The organism is Mangrovitalea sediminis, assembly GCF_002514725.1.
In the GTDB taxonomy this organism is placed as follows: Bacteria; Pseudomonadota; Gammaproteobacteria; order Pseudomonadales; family Oleiphilaceae; genus Mangrovitalea; species Mangrovitalea sediminis.
Window position 1 is genome coordinate 804,072 of the sequence record NZ_NTLB01000001.1, and the last position, 20,565, is coordinate 824,636.

Consider the following 20,565-nt stretch of genomic DNA (forward strand, 5'->3'; position numbering starts at 1 on the left):
CGATGTAGAGAAGGCCCTACCAGATGGGCTCGTGCTGGTCGGGGTCGAACCGGTAATCGCCAACGTTGGTCTCGCGTTCCTCGCGAATACGACGTGCCAGACCTTGCGCCTGCACACTCCAAACCGGATGCTGGCGCTCCATCTGGTAATTCTGGGACAACAGGGAACCGGCGATGCCGCGCAAGGCGGCCTCGGCTTGAGGCGCCGAACGGAACGGGCCCTGGCATTTGGTGCGGTCAGGATGTTGCGCGGGTGATCCAGCCAACGCCACCAACGCAAAGGCATCGTCACCCACCTGCTTGATATACAGCTCCACGCGACGGTCATCGCGTCCCAAAATCAACGCCCGCAAGGGACCTGGGCCGTGAAAATAATGGAGCTTCATACCGCGGCTTCCGCAGACGGCGTCGAGACGGCACGATCCTGCACCAGGACCCAGGGCGCCACCACGACCGTCCACAACTCCGCGTCGCCGTCGAACCAGCTGCGGGCCTGCTCGTCGCTAACCCCGGCCACGCTCCCATCCGCCATCCAGAGCTCCACCTGTTGGCGATCGTCCCGTGCTACAGCCATCGCCGCATCCAGAAGATTCATGTCCGTCGCCACGTGCACCACCTGCCCACGCGCGTAAAACGGCTGCAGCTCAACCCAGCGGATGCGCGACGTTTCCTGATTCAGCTTTTCGCGCAAGGTCGCATCCTGCTCATTCAGGGCGAGACTTTGATCCACAACCCGACCTCCGACTTGCTTTATCGCCGACAGGCGATTCCCAGTCATTCACCATCCCATGCCCCCAGCACAAAGTCTACCGCCTCGGCCCAGGAACCCCGGAATGCAATCGATTCATTAAAACACATGCGGTGCGGCTCGGCATGCTGTCCCAACTCCAGCGTGAAAAATTCTGCAAAATACACATGTATTTCCGCATACCTGCCGCGTTCAGGTCGCAGGGTACAACCCCACACGGGGCCCGTACCAGGCACGGAATCACAGATTCTTCTTGCTACGGAAGACGGCGTGGCACAGAACGGAAAAGCGACAGGGGGTAATCCGTTGGGATCACCCCCTGTCCGGGAACGGAAGGTCTAGGCGGTCATGTCCCGCAGCACATGGTGCAGGATGCCGCCACTCTTATAGTAAGCGACCTCATTGAGCGTATCGATCCGGCACAGCACATCCACCGTCTCGCGACTGCCATCTTCCCGTCCGATAGCCACTTGGAACGTTTGGCCCGGTTTGATGTTGTCGGAAAGACCGAGAATGCTGACTGTCTCGTTACCGGTCAGTTTCAGTGTTTCCCGGTTCTGGCCATCCTTGAACTGCAACGGCAGCACACCCATCCCGACCAGGTTGGACCGGTGAATCCGCTCGAAACTCTCGGCGATCACGGCTTTCACACCCAGTAGAATGGTCCCCTTGGCCGCCCAGTCGCGACTGGAACCGGTGCCATACTCCTTGCCGGCAATCACCACCAGCGGTGTTCCTTCGTCCTGGTAACGCATGGCCGCATCGTAGATCGGCAGTTCCTCACCGGACGGCACATGACGGGTATAGCCGCCTTCAACGCCCTCCAACATCTCGTTTTTGATACGGATATTGGCGAAGGTGCCCCGCATCATCACCTCATGGTTCCCGCGTCGCGATCCATAGCTGTTGAAGTCCTTGGGTTGCACACCATGCGCCTGCAGATACTTACCTGCCGGCGAATCCGGCTTGATGGACCCTGCCGGGCTGATATGGTCGGTGGTGATGGAGTCACCGAACAGCGCGAGGATACGGGCATCCTCGATATCCACCGGTGGCTTCAGCGGCTCGCCGATCTGCTCGAAGAACGGCGGATGCTGCACATAGGTGGACTGGGTATTCCAGCGGTAGGTCTTCCCCTCGGCGACCGGGATGCCGCGCCAATGGTCGTCACCCCGGAATACTTCCGCATACTCCTTGCGGAACATCTCACCATCCACCCGGGACACCATCTCGGCGATTTCCTGGTTGCTCGGCCAGATATCCCGCAAATAGACGGGATTGCCCGCAGCGTCCTCACCGAGGGGATCTTCCTGCATGTTGATACGCGTGGTGCCTGCCAACGCAAAAGCCACGACCAGGGGCGGCGAGGCCAGCCAGTTGGCTTTGACCTGCGGATGCACGCGCCCCTCGAAGTTACGGTTACCGGACAGCACCGAGGAAACGATCAGATTGCCTTCATCGACCGCCTTGCCGATAGCCTCCGGCAACGGACCGGAGTTGCCGATACAGGTGGTGCAGCCATAGCCGACCAGATAGAAGCCCAACTCCTGCAGGTAGTGTGTGAGCCCCGCACGGTCCAGGTAATCCGTCACCACCTTGGACCCCGGCGCTAGGGAGGTCTTTACCCAGGGCTTGCGGTGCAGTCCCTTCTCCACCGCCTTCTTGGCGACCAGACCGGCCGCCATGAGTACGCTGGGATTCGACGTATTGGTACAGGAGGTAATGGCCGCGATGACCACGTCGCCATGGCTGAGCCCGTAATCGGTGCCGTCGACCGGTGCCGACTTTTCCCGCTCATTACCCTTACCGCTAAAGTCCATCAGCTCTTCGAAGGCTGTCTTCATGTCGGTCAGGGCGACACGGTCCTGGGGGCGTTTGGGACCGGCCAGCGACGGTTGCACCGTACCCAGATCGAGTTCAAGGACATCGGTAAATTCCGGCTCGGCACTGTCATCGTCCCGCCACAGGCCCTGCGCCTTGCAGTAGGCCTCGACCAGGGCCAGGGTCTCATCGTCCCGGCCCGACAGACGCATGTAAGTGAGCGTCTCGTGGTCGACCGGGAAGAAGCCGCAGGTGGCACCGTATTCCGGCGCCATGTTGGCGATGGTGGCGCGGTCCGCCAGCGGCAGGCGGTCCAGGCCGCCGCCGAAGAACTCGACGAACTTGCCGACCACGCCCCGCTTACGCAGCATCTGGGTGACCGTGAGCACCAGATCCGTCGCTGTTACGCCCTCCTTCAACTGGCCGGTCAGACGAAAGCCGACGACTTCCGGAATCAGCATGGAGATCGGCTGGCCGAGCATCGCCGCCTCCGCTTCGATACCGCCCACACCCCAGCCCAGGATGCCCAGGCCGTTGATCATGGTGGTATGGGAATCGGTGCCAACCAGAGTGTCCGGATAGGCAAAGGTCTTACCGTCTTCGGTTTTCTGCCAGACCACCTTCCCCAGATATTCCAGGTTCACCTGGTGGCAGATACCCGTGCCCGGCGGCACCACGCGGAAATTATCGAAAGCCTTCTGGCCCCAGCGAAGGAATTCATAGCGTTCCTGGTTGCGCTGCATCTCGATATCGACGTTTTCCTGAAACGCGGTCGCCGTCGCAAACTTGTCCACCATCACCGAGTGATCGATCACCAGGTCCACCGGCGAGGACGGATTGATACGTTCGGGATCGCCGCCGGCCCTGGCCATGGCGTCGCGCATCGCCGCCAGGTCGACCACCGCCGGCACACCGGTGAAATCCTGCATCAGGACCCGCGCCGGTCGGTACTGGATCTCCCGGTCCGAGCGGTGTTTTTCCAACCAGGCGTGAACCGCCTTGATATCATCGGTCGTAACAGTGACGCCATCTTCGTGGCGCAGCAGATTTTCCAGAAGCACTTTAAGCGAGCGCGGCAGGCGGTCGAGATTGCCGAGGGACTGCGCCGCGTCCGGCAGGCTGTGATAGTGGTAGGTCTTACCTTTGACCTCCAAGGTGCGGAGTGTCTTGAAGCTGTCCAATGCAGACATGTCTCTCCTCCCGTATCAGGAATTCAGGGTCATTTCTCGTAAAGTCGGACTCCTCCTCAGTCGCGATAGATCATCTTGCGGGTCATGCCGCCGTCCACCACCAGGTTCTGGCCGGTAATAAAGCCGGCCTCGGGACCGATCAGAAAGGCGCACAGCGCGGCGATATCGTGGGGCCGTCCGACGCGACCGGCGGGATGCTGTTCATGATCTTCCGGCCGCAGGGCCAAAGGCCGACGCTGGGCCGGCTTTTTGAAATCGTCCACGGCAATCCAGCCGGGACTGATGGCATTGACCCGCACATCACCACCAAGACTGACTGCCAGTGCATGAGTGAAGGCCACCAGGCCGCCCTTGCTGGCAGCGTAGGCTTCGCAATCAGGCTCGGATTGCAGGGCCCGGGTGGAAGCGATATTGACAATGGCCCCGCGCCTACGGCGCAGGGCATCGATACTGTGCTTGCAGACCAGCATGGCACCGGTGAGGTTGACGTCCAGCCAGCGTTGCCAATGGTCCAGTTCGAGCTTGGCCAGCGGACCGCTGACCGGGTTGGCAATACCGGCATTGTTGATCACCGCATCCAGCCGGCCCCACTGGTCGAGAACCCGCTGCACGGCAGCAGCCACCTCGGCCTCCCGCGATACATCCGCGGCAATCGCCAGACGGGCATCCCCATGGGGTTCGTCGTCCAGCGCCAGAAGGGCTTCTTCGTCCAGATCCAGCAGTGCCACCCGCCAACCATTCAGCAACAGGTGCCGGGTAATCCCAAGGCCGATACCCTGGGCTCCACCCGTGACCAACACCACAGGCTTTTGCCGATCTTCGCTCATCGTTCCTCCTGTCAGTACCAGAGTGAACGTTAACCCCGGACAGAGTTCAGGATACCCGGCCAGTCACAGTGCCGCCGGCAGAAGTGCCCGGAACTGCCGCACCAGGAAACGATCCACCCAGGAATTGAAACGCCAGTCGTCGATAAATCCACAGTGCCCACCGTAGCCTGTACGGACCACGTGCAATCGTTCACTGCCCGCCAGGCGAGCCAGATCCGCGGCCGGATTGATCGGATCGTCGTCGGCCATGATCAGCCAGGTGGGCACGGACAGGTCACTCAGGCGATCGCCGGTCACGGCATACCCGTTCAGGTAGGCCTGCAGATCGGGAAATTCGGAATGGTATTCGACACAATACTCCGTCAGTGCCGTGATAGTCTCCAGTTTTTCGACCCTGGACCAGTCGATCAGGTCCGGGAAACAGCGCGATTTCCGCCGCAGCGCCTCTCGCCAGTTATGCAGGAAATAACGGCGATACAACCAGGGCCCCTGATCCAGCGCCTCAAGCGAGCTGCGTGGTTCCAGCACCGGAGACACCGCAATGGCGCCATCCAATGGCAAACCGGCGCTCTCTGCCGCCGCGGCGACCCGCAGGGTGAAGTTGCCGCCCATCGAAAAACCCGCCAGGAAGAAGGCCGGCGGTTTTTCCTCCGCCTGCACCTGACACACCGCATCGAGCACTTCGCCAAGGCGCCCCGCATTGAACAATTGCCGATTCAGCGGATAACTCGGCCCGTGGTCGCGCAAGTGCAGCCTGAAAACGTCGAACCCGGCGGTAAAGAGGGCGGATGCCGCCGACAACAGATAAAGAGACTCTGCGCTTCCCTCCCAGCCGTGAATCATCAACACCAGCGGGTGTGGACGGTCGCCGTGCCGCGACAGCATACCGTGCAGGCGGATACCATCCCGGCACAACAGTATGCGCTCTTCCGAGCGTACCCGTAGCGCCTGTGATTGACGCTTTACCGCCGGGCGGCGCAGCGGAATCGAGGCCAGCATGGACTGGACGTGAGGATTGCGGAGGCTTGAGGCGGGTCGCCACCCTTCCACGATTTCCACATGCCGAGGCACGACAGCATCCTTTGCCGGGACAGTGCGTCCAGCAGCTTCAGCAAGGGGAATCGCGAGATCAGAATCAACCATATACTTTAACGAATGGGGATAGAGGCGTTCATTTTCAACCACAACCCTTTGCAATACGTTGACCGCGGCGATCCGGCTCAGCCGGCATTGTCGCAGAAGGGATCGGGACGCCACACCGCGGGCATGCTAACGTTACGGCAAAGTCGTCCCTGTTCCCGAAAGACGGCCACTGGACAACCCTTTCAGCATGGTAGCTCTTGCAGGCGTGAACAACCGTTACTGTCATTATCATCCCGTCGAAACGGCACGCTGGCTTTGCCCGGACTGCCAGATGTTCTACTGCCCCAACTGTATACCGGACGCCGACAGCCGTCGTCACCGGGGCGCCTGCCCGCGCTGCGGGAAAAATCTGCGCTACCTGGGCGATGCCGCCGAAGCCCCGCCGTTCTGGGCCCGCATTCCTGCCTTTTTCCGTTATCCGTTGTCGACCGACCCACTGCTGGTGATCGTACTTTGCACCCTGGTCCCCCTGTTGGTGCAGCGTAACCTGGTCGGCGGACTGGTAACGCTCGCGTTGACCGCAGCCCTGCTCAAATACAATTTTGCCGTGTTGGCGAGAACCGCCGAAGGGACTTTCACAGCGCCGCCGCTGGCAATGGCGTTTCGCGGAGGTTTCGTCATCGTCATCCTGCAACTGTTGCTCTTTGCGATCATCGGTCTATCCACCTTCGCCGCAGGCTATGTCGGCGGCAAGGTGCTGGCCTTTCTGGTGCTGGCTTTCTGCGTGCTCGCGCTGCCGGCAGCCATCATGGTCCTGGCAATGGAGCAACGCCTACCGGCGGCCATCAATCCTCTGGTTCTGATGACCCTTATCACTCGCATCGGTTGGCCCTACTTCGTCCTTTACGGGCATCTGGTCCTGCTGTCGCTGGCTGCCGGCGCCGCCCAGGACTTCGCCCTCCGGCACTTCCCCGACTATGTCGGGCATCCGGTTGCGGGCTTTCTCAACAGCTACTTCACGGTCATCTTCTTCAATATGCTGGGTTATGTGCTCTATCAGTACCAGGAGGCGCTCGGTTACGTCGCCGACGCGGAAGAGAACCCAACGCCCGGCCCGGCGGACCGCCCGTCTGCCCAGCGCAGGGAAGCCGATATCGACATGGCGCTCAAGGATGGCGATTACGATCGTGTCCAGCGTCTCCTGCTGGAAAACCTCAAACAGCAGCCGAGAGATGGCGCCCAGATCGAACGTCTCTACCTGCTGCTGAAAGCGCGTAATGACCATGCCGAGCTGTACCGCCAGCAACAGAGGCTTCTTCCCTGGCTGATCAAGGGGCACGATGGCGGGAAACTGGCCGACTACCTCAACCGCCTGGTCCAGACGGAGCCGGATCTCCGGCTGAACGACCCGGTCGTGGCATTCCAGTGCGCCCAGTTGCTCTACCATGCTGGCGAATATCGCTGGGTGTTACGCCTGTTGCGCGATTTCCACAAGCGTTTCCCGGACTATCAGGACACCGCGAGTGCCTATCTGCTGGTCGCGCGCACCCTCGCCAATGGCTTACACCAGTGGGACAAGGCGGAGGCGTTCCTGCGCTTTATCGAGAAACGCTGTCGCCAACATCCGCTGCAGGCCCAGATTGGGCACTACCTGGCGCAGGTTGCCCACCATGAACGCCTCGAACCACCCACCCGCAGCAAGTAATGCGCCCCACTCCGGGGACTGACGCACCACAATGGCGCACGAAATCGCACCAAAATAGCCTTTCCCCCCAGATTTCAATCGGTTGAAAACTGGCACCGATCTCGCAATGGTTTTGGGTATCACGTTTTTGGCGCTTGATGTTTCAGATTCCTGCCCTGACATCAGCGCCCGCGGAAAAGGCCCAGCACTATGATGCCATTAATGGTTTTCACCGACTTGGACGGCACCCTGCTCGATCACGAGACCTATTCCTGGGAACCGGCCGGCCGTGCACTGGAAACCTTGCGCAGCCTTGAGGTACCGGTGATTCCGGTGTCCAGCAAAACCATTGCGGAAATCGCTGTCCTCGCCCGCCGCATCGGCCTGCGGGGGCCCCTGATTGGCGAAAACGGCAACGTTATCGGACTGCCACGGGAAGACGGCTCCGGCTGGAAAACCCAGGTCGTCGGCACCCCCTACCTTACGTTGCGTAGTCATCTCGCCGCCGCACAGGCGGCAGGCTTCCCCGCCAAGGGTTTCGGTGACATGACGCCGGAAACCATAGCGTCGCTGACCGGGCTGGACCGGGAAGCCGCTGCCCTGGCCCGGCAACGGCAGGCCAGCGAACCCCTCTGCTGGGAGGGCAGCGACAAAGACTGGCCAGCCTTCGTCGATTTCCTCAACCGCCGCGGCTTACGCCTGCAGCGCGGCGGACGTTTCTGGACCCTATCCGGCCTGACCGACAAAGGCGACGCCGTTCGCCATTTGATCGCTCGGCACCGGGAACAGTTATCGGGCGAGGCCGTAGTCTCGATTGCCTTGGGCGACAGCCCCAACGATATCCCGATGCTAAATGCGGTCGATCACCCCGTTCTGGTCGCTCCGGCCCACAGCGCCGACATGGCGCTGCCGGAAAATCCCCAACTGCTGGTGACCCGTTCATCGGGACCGGCTGGCTGGCAATGGGCGATCGACCACCTGCTGGACAAGCTCGGCTGGAGCTGAGCCTTGCGAGGAGAACCATCATGGGCGACTTCTATCAGAACGGTATCGTCACCAATTTCCATAATCTGCGACAGCGGAACACCGAGGAACTGGAGAAGGACCTGCTGAAATTCTCGAAGCGGCGCCCGATCTCGGTTCTGATCCCCTGTCTCTATTCGGAGCTGGAACGTCCGGCCCTGCAACGCATCGTCGATGAATTGTCCCAAGTCCCCTATATCAAGGAAATCGTCATCGGCCTGGACCGCGCTGACGCCGAACAGTTCGCCGCCGCACAGCGTTATTTTGCGAAACTCCCCCAGCGTTTTCGCATCCTCTGGCAGGATGGCCCACGCCTGCGCGAACTCGACAGCCGCCTGCAACAACTGGGATTGTCGCCCGCCGAACCGGGCAAGGGCCGTAACGTCTGGTTCTGTTACGGCTATATCCTGGCCTCGGCACGTTCGGAGGTCGTGGTTCTGCACGACGCCGACATCATCACCTACTCCAGGGACATGCTGGCCAGACTGGCCTATCCCATTGCCAACCCCGATTTCAGCTATGCCTTCTGCAAAGGCTACTACGCACGCGTGGCCGACCATCGCCTCAACGGCCGGGTCAGCCGCTTGCTGGTAACGCCTTTGCTACGTGCGCTGAAAAAGATCTTCGGCACCCACGAATATCTCGAATACCTCGACAGTTTCCGCTATCCATTGGCCGGCGAGTTTTCCATGCGGGTGGATGTTTTCCACGACCTGCGGATTCCCAGCGACTGGGGCCTGGAGATCGGGGTGCTGTCGGAGGTCAAACGCAGTTACTCCACGCGGCGCCTGTGCCAGGTGGATATTGCCGATGCCTACGACCACAAGCATCAGCCGCTGTCCGAAGAAGATCCGCAAGCCGGGCTGTCGAAGATGAGCCGGGACATCGCCAAGGCCCTGTTCCGCAAACTCGCCACGACCGGCATCGAGTTCAACCAGGAGACCTTCCGGACCCTCAAGGCCACTTACTACCGGATCGCCCTGGATTTCATCGAGACCTATTACGACGACGCGCTCATGAACGGCCTCAATGTCGACCGTCATGAAGAGGAAAAAGCCGTGGAACTGTTCGCCCGCAACATTCTCGATGCCGGCCAGCAGTTCCTGGAGAATCCCATGGAGCAACCCTTTATTCCGTCGTGGCGCCGCATTACCAGCGCCATTCCGGATATGCTGGAACTGCTCTACGAGGCTGTTGAGGCGGATAACGGACCCTCAGCCGACCAAGCGCCCGACGTCAGATCAATCCCAACGCCTGCGCGTGATGGCGCAGGTGGTCCTCGATGAAGGTGGCCACGAAGAAATAACTGTGATCATAGCCCTCGTGCATCCGCAGGGTCAGCGGGTGCCCGGCCTGATCGCAGGCCAGCTTCAAGGCATCCGGATTGAGCTGCTCGTCGAGGAAGGCATCTTCCCTGCCTTGATCCACCAGTAACGGCAGCCGCTCCTCGGCACTACCGACCAGCATGGCTGCGTCGTACTGCGCCCAGGCTTTTCTGTCTTCACCCAGATAGGCGGAAAACGCCTTGCGCCCCCAGGGGCAGTCGCTGGGGTGGCAGATCGGCGCCAGCGCCGATACGGACAGGTAGCGTCCCGGGTTTTTCAGGGCGCAGATCAGGGCACCATGCCCTCCCATCGAGTGCCCGCTGATCGCCGCCTTGCGGGTAACCGGGAATTCCGCCTGCACCAGTCGCGGCAGCTCGTCGGTGACATAGTCATACATGCGGTAATGCTGGGACCAGGGGGCCTGCGTCGCATTCAGGTAAAACCCCGCACCTGAGCCAAAATCGTAACTGTCGTGCTCGCCGGGCAGGTCGGTGCCACGCGGACTGGTATCCGGGCAGACGATGGCCATACCGAGTTCAGCCGCCAGTCGCTGCGCGCCCGCCTTCTGCATGAAGTTCTCATCGGTACAGGTCAGGCCTGACAACCAATACAGGACCGGCACCTTGCGCTTCTCCGCCTGGGGCGGCAGGAAGATACCGAAGACCATATCGCAGTCCAACACGTTCGACCGGTGCCGAAAACGCCGTACCCAGCCGCCAAAGGACCGGTTCTGCGCTACCAATTCCATAAAGACCTCAAAGTCGTTTCGACATCATATCCGAGGATCAAGGCGCCGGCAGAGCCGCGCTCCAGGCCATGGACGGCCTCAAGCGCACCTGTGGGACACGGTTTCCGGTCCGCCAGCCCCCTATACAGTCGTTTTAGAACAGTCTTTTTTAGAACACCACTACAGATTTAGAAGACCACTGCAGATTTAGAAGACCAGTACAGATTTAGAACACGACTACAGAACGAATACTCTTACCTTCATGCATAAGATCAAAAGCCCGGTTGATATCCTCCAGCGGCATGGTGTGGGTAACCATCTCATCGATCTTGATCTCGCCCTTCATGTAGCGGTCGACGTAGCCCGGCAACTGGGAACGGCCCTTGACGCCACCAAAGGCGCTACCGCGCCAGACCCGGCCGGTGACCAACTGGAAAGGACGCGTACGGATTTCCTCGCCGGCGCCGGCGACACCGATAATGACCGACTCACCCCAGCCTTTATGACAGCATTCCAGTGCCGAACGCATGACATCCACATTGCCGATACATTCGAAAGAGTAATCGACGCCGCCGTCGGTCAGGTCGACGATCACTTCCTGAATCGGCTTGTCATAGTTCTTGGGATTGACGAAGTCCGTGGCCCCCAGCATCCGCGCCATCTCGAACTTGTCCTCGTTGATGTCGATGACCATGATGCGCTCCGCCTTAGCCATCACGGCGCCCTGCACCACGCTCAGGCCGATGCCGCCCAGGCCGAACACGGCCACCGTCGAACCCGGCTCCACCTTGGCGGTATTCAGCACGGCGCCGATGCCCGTGGTGATGCCACATCCCAGCAGGCAGACCTTATCCAGCGGCGCCGCCTTGTTGATCTTGGCAACCGCGATTTCCGGCAGCACCGTATATTCGGAGAACGTCGAGGTGCCCATGTAGTGATGGATGGGCTTGCCGTTCAGTGAAAAGCGCGAGGTGCCGTCCGGCATCAACCCCTTGCCCTGGGTGGTGCGAATAGCCTGACACAGGTTGGTTTTACCCGAACGGCAGAATTTGCACTCGCCACACTCCGGCGTGTAAAGCGGAATCACGTGATCGCCAACGCTGACGCTGGTCACACCCGGACCGACGGCTTCCACGACAGCCCCGCCTTCATGCCCAAGCACCACCGGGAACAGTCCTTCGGGATCGGCACCGGACAGGGTATAGGCATCGGTATGACAGACACCCGTCGCCACCATGCGCAGCAATACTTCGCCCTGTTTCGGGCCTTCAACATCGATCTCTTCCAGGACCAGCGGTTTGCCCGCTTCCCAGGCCACGGCAGCACGTGATTTCATGTCCAGTCTCCTCGTTTCGATGTGCCTTTGAGTCCCGATAACCGTTCTAGCTCCGGTCCCGACTCAACTCAATCCATACCGTTCCATTTTCTTCAACAATCCTTGTCGCGACAGGCCCAGTGCCCGCGCCGCATGGCTACGGTTTCCTCCGGCCCGGGACAATGCATCTCCGATCAACCGGATTTCCAATGCCCGCACCTGTTCGTCCAGTGAAACTCCTGGCGCTGATACCTCAGCCCCAACCGCCACCGGTGATACACTGTCCGGATTCAACAGGTGAATATCGTCCAGCGTGATCTGCTCACCCTGACAGATTGCCGCCACGCTCTCCAGCGTATTCTTCAGTTCCCTGACGTTTCCCGGCCAGCGCCGACGCAGGAACCAATCGCGCGCCGTTGGCGCCAGTTGCGGACGCCGCCCCTGCTGTATACGCCAACGCTCCAGGAAATGTTCACACAGCAGCGGAATATCCTCCCGCCGCTCATCGAGGGCCCGGGTCTGCAGCATTACGCCCTTGATTCGGTAGAACAGGTCCTCACGGAACTGCCCCCCGGCAACACGCTCCGGCAGATCGGCGTTAGTGGCGGAGATCAGGCGGACATCAATCTGTACCTGCGCGCGCCCGCCAACGGGATAGAAGGTCCCCTCCTGCAACACACGTAACAGCTTCACCTGCATACCGGCGGGCATTTCGCCGATCTCATCCAGGAACAGCGTGCCGCCATCCGCCAGGGCCAACATACCGATACGGTCACGTTCGGCACCGGTGAACGCGCCTCGTTTGTACCCGAAAAGTTCGCTCTCCAGCAAGTCCGGCGGAATAGCGCCGCAATGTACGGAGATAAATGGTCCTTCCCGCCGCTTGCTGAGATCATGTATGGCGCGGGAAATCACTTCCTTGCCGGTGCCTGATGGCCCCGTCACCAGCACCGGGACATCTGTCGGCGCAATCCGGGCAATCAACGAGCGAATACCGGCAATGTTTTCGCTGGCGCCGATCAGGCCGCTAAGGACATCGGGCTTGGACACCGCTGCTTTGAGCCGGTCCAGCTCCCGAGTCAGTTGGTGCTTGCCCACCGCACGACGCACCACCACGGCCAGCATGTCCGGATCGACCGGCTTGGCGAGAAAGTCCCAGGCGCCCCGGTCGATGGCCTCCAGTGCCAGCTCTCTCTGGGCGTGACCGGTCAGGATGATCACCGGACGATCCCCGAAGCGGGCGAGACTGGACAAGGTGTGCTGCGGATCGAATGACGGCGGCAGCGACAGGTCCAGCAATACCAGATCAGGATCGACCTGCGATACAAGACGCCCTGCCTCCTCAAGATCGCCAGCGGTCGCAACCTGATAGCCCGCCTGTGACAGCCAGCCCGCACAGAGTTCGCAAAAGGCCGGTTCGTCATCGACCAGCAGGATCCTTGCCGGTGTACTCATGGGTTTTCACCTATCGGAAAGCTCAGCTCGAAGCTGCAGGGCCAGCCCAGATCGTCGCGATGGCAGACGTTACCCTGGTGGGCTTCCATGATGCGCCGGACAATGGCCAGCCCCAGCCCGCTGCCCCCCTGCCGCTTACTGATAAAAGGCCGAAAAAGAGTGGAGCGGATGGCCTCGGCAATAGGAGGCCCGTTGTTATGGAAGCGCAGCTTGACCGATCCATTCCCTTCATCCGCCTCGACACGGATGCGCGGCTCGCCCTCCGGGCCTGAGATATCGCTACCGGCAAAAGCGCGCGCGTTATCGAGCAGATTGATCAGGACCTGCTGCAGCCGGTGCGGATCGGCGCGCAGGGTCAGTGATGGCTCAATCACCAGTTCCACACGGACGGGTCGCCATTCCGGGCCCGAGAGTAACGCCTCAAGCATGGGACGCAGGCGTACCGGCTGGTAATGCAGGTCCAGGCGCCCGGAATACACCAGCATGTCCTGGATCAGGCGGTCGGCGCGGTCGATCTGGGTCTTGATGTGCGCCCGCCCCTGGGGATCGCATTGGGCTGACGCCATGGCAATGATATTCAAGGGGTTGCGCAGCTCATGGGCCATGGCCGCCGACAGCTCGCCCAATTCAACCAGATGCTGCTGGGCAAGCCGGTGACGCTCGGCCTGCGCCAGGCGCAGGGAGCGTTCGAGCGCCGCACAGATAGAGACCAGCAACGACGCAAACACTTCAGCGGTAAGTCGTTGTCCTGGCGAAAAATCCTGCCAACCCGACAATTCGAAGGTCCATTCGCCGCCTTCACGGACGCACAGCAGCGTCGGCTCGCGGCCAATGTCGAGACCTTCTCGTCCTTCCGGCCCCAGCAACACCCTGACGGACAGACCCACCTGACGGGTCAGCACCGCCGTGGCGATGGCCGCCAGGTCACGCCAGTTGGTGGCCAGGCGCAACTCGCTCAGCCAATGTTCCAACTGGGTCTCGTCAAGGCGGCTGCCGGGATAGACCAGGCTCCGGGCAAAGTTTCCCAGAGGCCGGTACACCAGCATCGTTACTGCCAGCGCCAGTACCGAATACAGCCACAACTGCCACCCCGGCACTTCAGACAGGGCATCCAGACCCAGCCGACCGGCAATCGAACTCATCAGCCCCATGACGCCCAGAAGCACCAGCATCATCACCAGCCAGAGCAACGCCCGGTTGGCCCAGACGTTGACCTCCAGCATCTGGTAGCGGACCACGCCATACACCAGCAGCACGACATAGCTGGGCAGCAGCAGCATGGGGTAGGGAAAGGCATCGATGCGCAGCGAGGGGAGAATGAAACTGGTTGCCAGCAGCAGGCCAAGCGCGCCGGTCAGGAACATGGCGACAATCGAACGGCGCCGGTTGCCGCGATAATGCAGGAAGCCCCAGATCAGCACGCCATGGGCCAGGATACCGACCAGCACCGTGTACGCCATGTTGAACCAGCCCGCCGGCCGCAGGACAAAAAAGGCGGGGAAATCCAGCCACGGCGCCGCCGTTGCGCCACCAGCCATGAGGCTGACGACCATCACTGCCAGCGACAGCGCGTACAGCACGGGAATGAAGCGCCTCAGTCTGCCCGGCCCGGACTCGGACCCTAGCTCCGGGTCGACGAAAGCGACAGCGAAATGCAGAAAGAAGGTCGGCATCAGGGGGTTGGCCAACACCAGCGTCACGCCGAGGCCAACAACGCCTTGCTGGATCAGCCAATGCCCACTGCACCAAGCTGCCATCATGGCGCCAAAGCCTGCCAGCGCCCGCAAATCGACCTGGCCGCGCGCGCGCCACCATAGCCAACCGGATACTGCCAGGGCACTGACGGCGGTGATCAACATCGCCGCAGAAAACGCGGTTACGGCAGTCGGTAGGACGGACTCAGGCAATACAGACGAAGACAACGTGGATGACAACATCGTTGACACCTTTAACGAACGCAACTGTTAACGGCGTTTACACCGCCTGCCCACTATCAAACTTTTTTTGATTTAAATCAATATTTTATTTTAAGCCATTGTTTTGGCATGGGCCATGCAATCACTCCTCTCAAGCATTGGCACCGGTGGATAGCCGCAGGCTTCCGCCACCCCTTTAAGAACGACGAGGAGCAAAGCCCCATGACAACTTCCATTTTCCTGGGCGACGGCCTTTCCCTGTTGACGGTTTTGGTCCTGGCGATGTTGCCTGCCGGTATCGCCTGGCTGAGACGGAGACGCGACAATGCCTGATGCCGCAACACTCTCCCGGCTCCAGTTCGCGTTCACGATCAGCTTTCACATCCTGTTTCCCGCGATGACCATCGGCCTGGCCCTGTTCATCGCCACCTGTGAAGGCCTCTGGCTGAAGACCCGCAATCTGCGTTATCTCCAGCTGGCAAAATTCTGGATCAAACCTTTTGCCATCACCTTCGGCATGGGCGTGGTCAGCGGCATCGTGCTGTCCTACGAGTTCGGCACCAACTTCGCGCCCTTTTCGGAGAAGGTCGGAGCCATCCTCGGCCCACTGCTGACCTATGAAGTGATGACCGCCTTCTTCCTGGAAGCAGGCTTTCTCGGCGTCATGCTGTTCGGCTGGAACCGCGTCAGCCCAAAGATGCATTTCATGGCGACGGTGGTGGTGGCCATCGGCACCCTGCTGTCGGCGTTCTGGATACTCTCCGCCAACTCCTGGATGCAGACGCCTGCGGGCTATGCCATCCAGGACGGTCGCTTTGTGCCCACGGACTGGTGGCAGATCATCTTCAACCCCTCCTTCCCCTACCGCTTCGTACACATGGTCCTGGCAGCGTTGATTACCTCAAGCTTCCTGATTGCCGGCGTTTCCGCCTGGTACCTGCTGAAAAAACGGGACATCGCGTTCGCCCGCAAAGGCCTGTCGATGGCGCTATGGGTCATGCTGATCCTGACACCGCTGCAGGTGGTGGTCGGCGATTTCCACGGCCTGGAAGTGAAAGAACACCAGCCGATCAAGCTGGCCGCCATGGAAGGGATCTGGGACAAGGTCGAGCAACCGGCAGCACTGCGTCTCTTCGCCTGGCCGGACATGCAGCAGGAGAAGGATCGCTGGTCGCTGGCCATTCCCCACCTGGGCAGCCTGATCCTGACCCACAGTTGGGATGGCGCCGTGCAGGGGCTGAAATCAGTGAAGCCGGAAGACCGTCCGTACGTGCCGCTGGTGTTCTACAGCTTCCGGATCATGGTCGCGATCGGCTTCCTGATGGTCGCCACCGCCTTTTGGGGGCTGTGGCTGCGGCGCAAAGGTCGATTCGCCGAAAATCCGCGTTTCCTCAAGCTACTCTGCCTGATGACCCCCAGCGGACTGGTCGCCACGCTGGCGGGCTGGTACGTGGTGGAAACCGGCCGCCAGCCCTGGCTGGTGGAAGGCCTGCTGCGGACGAAAGATGTCATTTCACCCTTACCGGCGCAGCGGGTCGCCTTCTCGCTGATCCTGTTCGTCATCGTCTACAGCCTGCTCGGCTATGTGTTCGTCCACTTCTACCGCAAGCTGATCCGCAAGGGGCCACCGTCGCTGGAGACCCTGCAGGCACAAGTCGCCAGCAACCCTCAGAACACCTCTCCAGCAGCGTCCTGGCAGAGCGGACTCAACGGGAAGGAAGCCTGATATGAGCACATTGCCTTTTATCTTCTACCTGATCCTCGGCTTCGCCATCTGCATGTATGTGATCCTGGATGGCTTCGACCTCGGCCTGGGCATTCTCTACCCCTGGTTCCGCAGCCAGCAGGAACGCGACCACATGATGCGGGCCGTCGCGCCGGTCTGGGACGGTAACGAAACCTGGCTGGTTTTCGGCGGAGTGATCCTCTTCGCCGCCTTCCCGGCCGCCTATGCCCAGTTGCTGTCGACACTCTACGTGCCCATCGTCATCATGTTGCTGGCGCTGGTCTTCCGTGGCGTCGCCTTCGAGTACCGCTTCAAGTCCCATCGCTCCCTCGCCTGGTGGGACCTGGCCTTCTCTGCTGGGTCAACGGTCGCGACGATCTGCCAGGGCCTGATGCTGGGTACGGTGATCCAGGGACTCAATCATGTCACCCCTGATAGCGCCAGTATCGTCTGGCTCAGCCCGTTCGCCATCTTCACCGCTTTCGCGCTGATGGCGGGCTATGCCCTGCTGGCCTGTACCTTCCTGGTGATCAAGACACGGGAAGCCATGACCGCCCGCGCCGCACAACTGGGACGAAGATTGGTCTGGCTGGTACTGGGCGCCATGGCCATCGTCAGCCTCTGGTCGGTGATCGATCAGCCCCTGGTGCGCGAGCGCTGGTTCGGCGGCTACAACTTCGTCTGGCTCTGGCCACTGCCGCTGCTGGCGTTGTTCCTGGGCATCAAGCTCTATCGCGATCTCGGCGACATCCAGCACGAACACCGCCCCTTCACCCAAACTGTCCTGATCTTTATCACCGGCTTTGCCGGTCTTGTTGTGGGCCTGTTCCCCTATGTGGTTCCGCACCAGCTCACACTTTGGGACGCCCACTCGCCGGACAGCAGCCTGATCTTCGTCCTGGTCGGCGTCGTCATTCTCGTGCCGGTCATCCTCAGCTACACCGTCTGGGGTTATCGGGTCTTCAGGGGCAAAGTGGAAGATATGGAGGAGGGTTACTGATGAACCTATCCAGGCCGAACGGGCAAACCGACAACATGCGGCACCCCTGGCGCTGGTTCGCCGGACTCTATGTGGCGGGCGTTCTGGGCCTCGCCCTGATTGCCGGCGCGCTGCATGCACTGACCGCGCTGATTTCCTGAGTTTCGCTCAGTCCTCCCGGGAGGGCCCTCCAGCGCTCCCGGGAAGCAGGTCGGACAGGCATCGCTCGCCCCGGATCAGGCGTTCCTTCTCGGCCCGGGACAGCGCCTTGACCCGCAGTTCCAGACGTAACGCCCGACTCCGGTCACCTACCGCCTCCCGAAAGACCAGCGTCAAAGGCCCCTGACCACGCAAGGCCTTGGCACCTTTTGGCGCGCCCGCGCAGTGTTCCTCGAAACGCCTGTCGACGTCGAGACTGATACCGGTATAGAGCCGGCCGTTGGCCAACCTGACGAGATAAAGCGACCAGTCCGCGGTCATCGCACCTTTTCACCAACTGCCCACGCCGTAGATTTCGACGCGAAACTTGATCTGGATAAATGCTGCCTGGCACCCAACCGTGTCTAAATAGTCCGATACCGACACCCCAGGCGTCATGGGGTCCGCAATGTACCCTCTGCGGCTGCCGCCTGTCATCCGTGTCGCCATCCAATAATACCCAGGAATGGGAAGCGCTATGAAGACGGTGATCAGTATCAGCCTGGGCGACGCTGACCAGGATTACGATTTCAATACCCGCTTTCTGGATGAGGATTTCCGGATCGTACGCATGGGCTGCAATGGCGACCTGAAGCGCGCCGAAGCGTTGATCCAGGAGTGGGAACCCATGGCCGACGCCATCGGCCTCGCCCAGATGCCTGAGCACTACCAGATCGGCCAGCGGTCGGTGGTTCAGCCGGACACCTGGCGCCTGGAAAAGTCGGTCACGCGAATTCCCGTCACCACCGGGAAGACCCTGCGCGGCATTCTCCAGGAGTGGGCGGTGCGTCATGCGCAAAACCAGATGAAAGGCTGCTTCGACAATGCCCGCATCCTGTTTTTTAGCGGCCAGACCCACTACCGGCTGGCCCGGGTGATGGCAGAATTCAGCGATAACCTGCTTTTTGCCGATGCGCTACGCCAGACCGGTCTGCCGAATATGCTGACCTCAATCAACGCGCTGGAGTGGTATACGGCTGCCGGCACGCCCCTGTCCGCCGGTGGCGGTCTCTCGCTACTGGGCTCGACGCTGGCGCTGAGCCGGAAGCTGCCGCTGAACGAAACCTGGCGCCATCACTGGCTGCAACAGGCGGTACGCGACGCCAATGTGGTCGTCGCCAGCTATGAGGAACTGGCACCGTTCAGCCTCGAAGAATTGGCAGGCAAGATACTGATCACGTCCACGATTTCGCCGGAGCGCCTGGAGCAATTGCGCGACAAGGGCGTCAACATGGTGATCGATACCACCCCGCAACTGTTCGAGCGGGCCGTCGGTGTCAACGTCATTGAGGCGATGATCATGGCGGCCGTGGGCAAGGCCCACGACAAGCTGACGGACGATGACTACCTGGATATCATCACCGCACAGGATGCCGAACCCCGCATTCTCTTCCCCAGCGGCTACCACCGGGTGAACCGTTTCGCGTTCGTCATACATCCCCTGTCCCAGCACTACATCACCAAGGCGCCGCCCCTGGACCTGCTGGCCCGTTACGCGCCCCCGAAAGTCATGGACGTGGTGGAGAAGGTTGTCGCCTACACGCCACCGTTCCTTTACTCCCGGGTATCCGGTATCCGTTCGCCCACAGGCGCCGAGGTCGAAGGCTGGCTGATCACCGTGGGCGGCACACCGCGGGAAATCCTCGCCCACGGTCCCGAGTTCACCTACAAGCGACTGGTCGCTGCGGCAGAAATGGCAAAACGGCTGGGCGCCCAAATCATGGGACTGGGTGCCTTTACCAAGGTTGTTGGCGATGCCGGTATCACGGTGGCCCGCCGCTCCCCCATACCGATCACGACAGGGAACAGCTACAGTGCCTCCGCAGCCCTGTGGGCCGCCCATGAGGCACTGAAGCGGCTCGGATTGGTCGACGTGGGCCCCAGCGGGAAAATGGCGGGTCAGGCCATGGTGGTCGGCGCCACCGGTTCCATCGGTTCCGTCTGCGCCCGGCTCCTGGCCAAAGCCGTCGATGAAATCGTTCTGGTCTCGCCGGAAGCTGCAAAATTACTGGCGCTCAAGGAAAGCATCCTGCTGGAGACGCCGACCGCCCAGGTGCGTATCGCTGCGCATCCGGACCGGGATCTGCCGCAGATGGATCTGGTGGTTACGGCCACCTCCGGCGCAGGCAAACGCATCCTGGATATCATGCAGGTCAAACCCGGCTGCGTGATTACCGACATTGCCCGCCCCTTGGATATCTCCGCCGAGGACGTGGCGAAAAGACCGGACGTTCTGGTGATCGAATCGGGCGAGATCCAGCTGCCCGGCGAGGTGAAGATGCGCGACATCGGCCTGCCACCGGGCATTGCCTATGCGTGCCTGGCGGAGACTATTGTCCTGGCCATGGAAGGGCGTTTCGAGAACTTCACCCTGGGGCGCAACATCGAATGGGAAAAGGTCCGGGAGATCTACAAGCTCGGCCTCAAGCACGGCATGAAGCTGGCATCGATCTCCGGCGTCAACGGTGTCTACAGCGACGCCGACTTCGAGCGCGTCCGCAAGCTGGCCCTGGAGAAACGCAAAGGCAGCAGCGCCGCCTGAGGCTTAC

17 protein-coding genes are annotated in these 20,565 nt (G+C 61.1%); 7 read left to right on the forward strand and 10 right to left on the reverse strand.

Going from position 1 to position 20,565, the window contains the following annotated elements:
* Nucleotides 1–16: 16 nt before the first annotated feature.
* From CLR77_RS03825 to CLR77_RS03845, 5 genes are all read right to left on the reverse strand, one after another.
* On the reverse strand, nucleotides 17–385 hold the full coding sequence (locus CLR77_RS03825; protein ID WP_097459240.1) for a PA4575 family protein: 369 nt from the start codon (nucleotides 383–385) through the stop codon (nucleotides 17–19).
* Entirely contained in the window at nucleotides 382–729 is a 348-nt protein-coding gene (locus CLR77_RS03830; RefSeq protein WP_227519789.1) for a DUF2288 domain-containing protein, read from the reverse strand. The genes CLR77_RS03825 and CLR77_RS03830 overlap by 4 nt, the downstream gene beginning before the upstream one ends.
* Before the next feature lie 356 nt (nucleotides 730–1,085).
* Complete coding sequence (gene acnA / locus CLR77_RS03835; RefSeq protein ID WP_097459242.1) at nucleotides 1,086–3,758, reverse strand: aconitate hydratase AcnA; 2,673 nt, start codon at nucleotides 3,756–3,758, stop codon at nucleotides 1,086–1,088.
* 56 nt (nucleotides 3,759–3,814) lie between these two features.
* Entirely contained in the window at nucleotides 3,815–4,585 is a 771-nt protein-coding gene (locus CLR77_RS03840) for an SDR family oxidoreductase (protein ID WP_097459243.1), read from the reverse strand.
* Between the two features lie 63 nt (nucleotides 4,586–4,648).
* Entirely contained in the window at nucleotides 4,649–5,656 is a 1,008-nt protein-coding gene (locus tag CLR77_RS03845) for a YheT family hydrolase (RefSeq protein WP_158227112.1), read from the reverse strand.
* A 259-nt stretch (nucleotides 5,657–5,915) separates the two neighbouring features.
* On the opposite strand from CLR77_RS03845, the gene CLR77_RS03850 reads away from it, so the two are divergent.
* From CLR77_RS03850 to CLR77_RS03860, 3 genes are all read left to right on the forward strand, one after another.
* Complete coding sequence (locus CLR77_RS03850; RefSeq protein WP_227519790.1) at nucleotides 5,916–7,373, forward strand: hypothetical protein; 1,458 nt, start codon at nucleotides 5,916–5,918, stop codon at nucleotides 7,371–7,373.
* Between the two features lie 189 nt (nucleotides 7,374–7,562).
* On the forward strand, nucleotides 7,563–8,357 hold the full coding sequence (locus tag CLR77_RS03855; RefSeq protein ID WP_097459245.1) for an HAD-IIB family hydrolase: 795 nt from the start codon (nucleotides 7,563–7,565) through the stop codon (nucleotides 8,355–8,357).
* Nucleotides 8,358–8,377: 20 nt separating this feature from the next.
* Complete coding sequence (locus tag CLR77_RS03860; RefSeq protein WP_227519791.1) at nucleotides 8,378–9,661, forward strand: glycosyltransferase family protein; 1,284 nt, start codon at nucleotides 8,378–8,380, stop codon at nucleotides 9,659–9,661.
* Here the strand turns inward: CLR77_RS03860 and fghA are convergent.
* The 4 genes from fghA to CLR77_RS03880 all read right to left on the reverse strand — a co-directional run bounded on the left by fghA (nucleotide 9,612) and on the right by CLR77_RS03880 (nucleotide 15,134).
* The gene (gene fghA / locus CLR77_RS03865; RefSeq protein ID WP_097459246.1) at nucleotides 9,612–10,448 is read right to left on the reverse strand and encodes an S-formylglutathione hydrolase; all 837 of its coding nucleotides are present in this window, start codon (nucleotides 10,446–10,448) and stop codon (nucleotides 9,612–9,614) included. The genes CLR77_RS03860 and fghA overlap by 50 nt on opposite strands.
* Nucleotides 10,449–10,653: 205 nt before the next feature.
* Nucleotides 10,654–11,763: an S-(hydroxymethyl)glutathione dehydrogenase/class III alcohol dehydrogenase gene (locus CLR77_RS03870; protein ID WP_097459247.1), complete on the reverse strand. Its 1,110-nt coding sequence runs from the start codon at nucleotides 11,761–11,763 to the stop codon at nucleotides 10,654–10,656.
* Nucleotides 11,764–11,826: 63 nt separating this feature from the next.
* Complete coding sequence (locus CLR77_RS03875; RefSeq protein ID WP_097459248.1) at nucleotides 11,827–13,197, reverse strand: sigma-54-dependent transcriptional regulator; 1,371 nt, start codon at nucleotides 13,195–13,197, stop codon at nucleotides 11,827–11,829.
* A complete protein-coding gene (locus tag CLR77_RS03880) occupies nucleotides 13,194–15,134 on the reverse strand; it encodes a sensor histidine kinase (RefSeq protein WP_198962649.1) in 1,941 nt (646 codons plus the stop codon). Before CLR77_RS03880 ends, CLR77_RS03875 begins: the two co-directional genes overlap by 4 nt.
* A gap of 304 nt (nucleotides 15,135–15,438) precedes the next feature.
* Between CLR77_RS03880 and CLR77_RS03885 the strand changes: the two genes are divergently transcribed.
* Genes CLR77_RS03885 through CLR77_RS20100 form a run of 3 tightly spaced genes read left to right on the forward strand, consistent with a single transcriptional unit; the run spans nucleotide 15,439 to nucleotide 17,979 of the window.
* Nucleotides 15,439–16,839 carry a cytochrome ubiquinol oxidase subunit I gene (locus CLR77_RS03885; RefSeq protein WP_097459249.1) on the forward strand — a complete coding sequence of 467 codons (1,401 nt, stop codon included), beginning with the start codon at nucleotides 15,439–15,441 and terminating at the stop codon, nucleotides 16,837–16,839.
* 1 nt (nucleotide 16,840) lies between these two features.
* Nucleotides 16,841–17,839, forward strand: a complete 999-nt coding sequence (gene cydB / locus CLR77_RS03890) for a cytochrome d ubiquinol oxidase subunit II (RefSeq protein ID WP_097459250.1) — start codon at nucleotides 16,841–16,843, stop codon at nucleotides 17,837–17,839.
* Nucleotides 17,839–17,979: a hypothetical protein gene (locus tag CLR77_RS20100; RefSeq protein ID WP_158227113.1), complete on the forward strand. Its 141-nt coding sequence runs from the start codon at nucleotides 17,839–17,841 to the stop codon at nucleotides 17,977–17,979. The genes cydB and CLR77_RS20100 overlap by 1 nt, the downstream gene beginning before the upstream one ends.
* Nucleotides 17,980–17,986: 7 nt before the next feature.
* On the opposite strand, the gene CLR77_RS03895 is transcribed toward CLR77_RS20100, so the two are convergent.
* Nucleotides 17,987–18,298: a GIY-YIG nuclease family protein gene (locus CLR77_RS03895; protein ID WP_097459251.1), complete on the reverse strand. Its 312-nt coding sequence runs from the start codon at nucleotides 18,296–18,298 to the stop codon at nucleotides 17,987–17,989.
* Between the two features lie 196 nt (nucleotides 18,299–18,494).
* On the opposite strand from CLR77_RS03895, the gene CLR77_RS03900 reads away from it, so the two are divergent.
* On the forward strand, nucleotides 18,495–20,558 hold the full coding sequence (locus CLR77_RS03900; protein WP_097459252.1) for a dehydrogenase: 2,064 nt from the start codon (nucleotides 18,495–18,497) through the stop codon (nucleotides 20,556–20,558).
* Nucleotides 20,559–20,565: the final 7 nt, after the last annotated feature.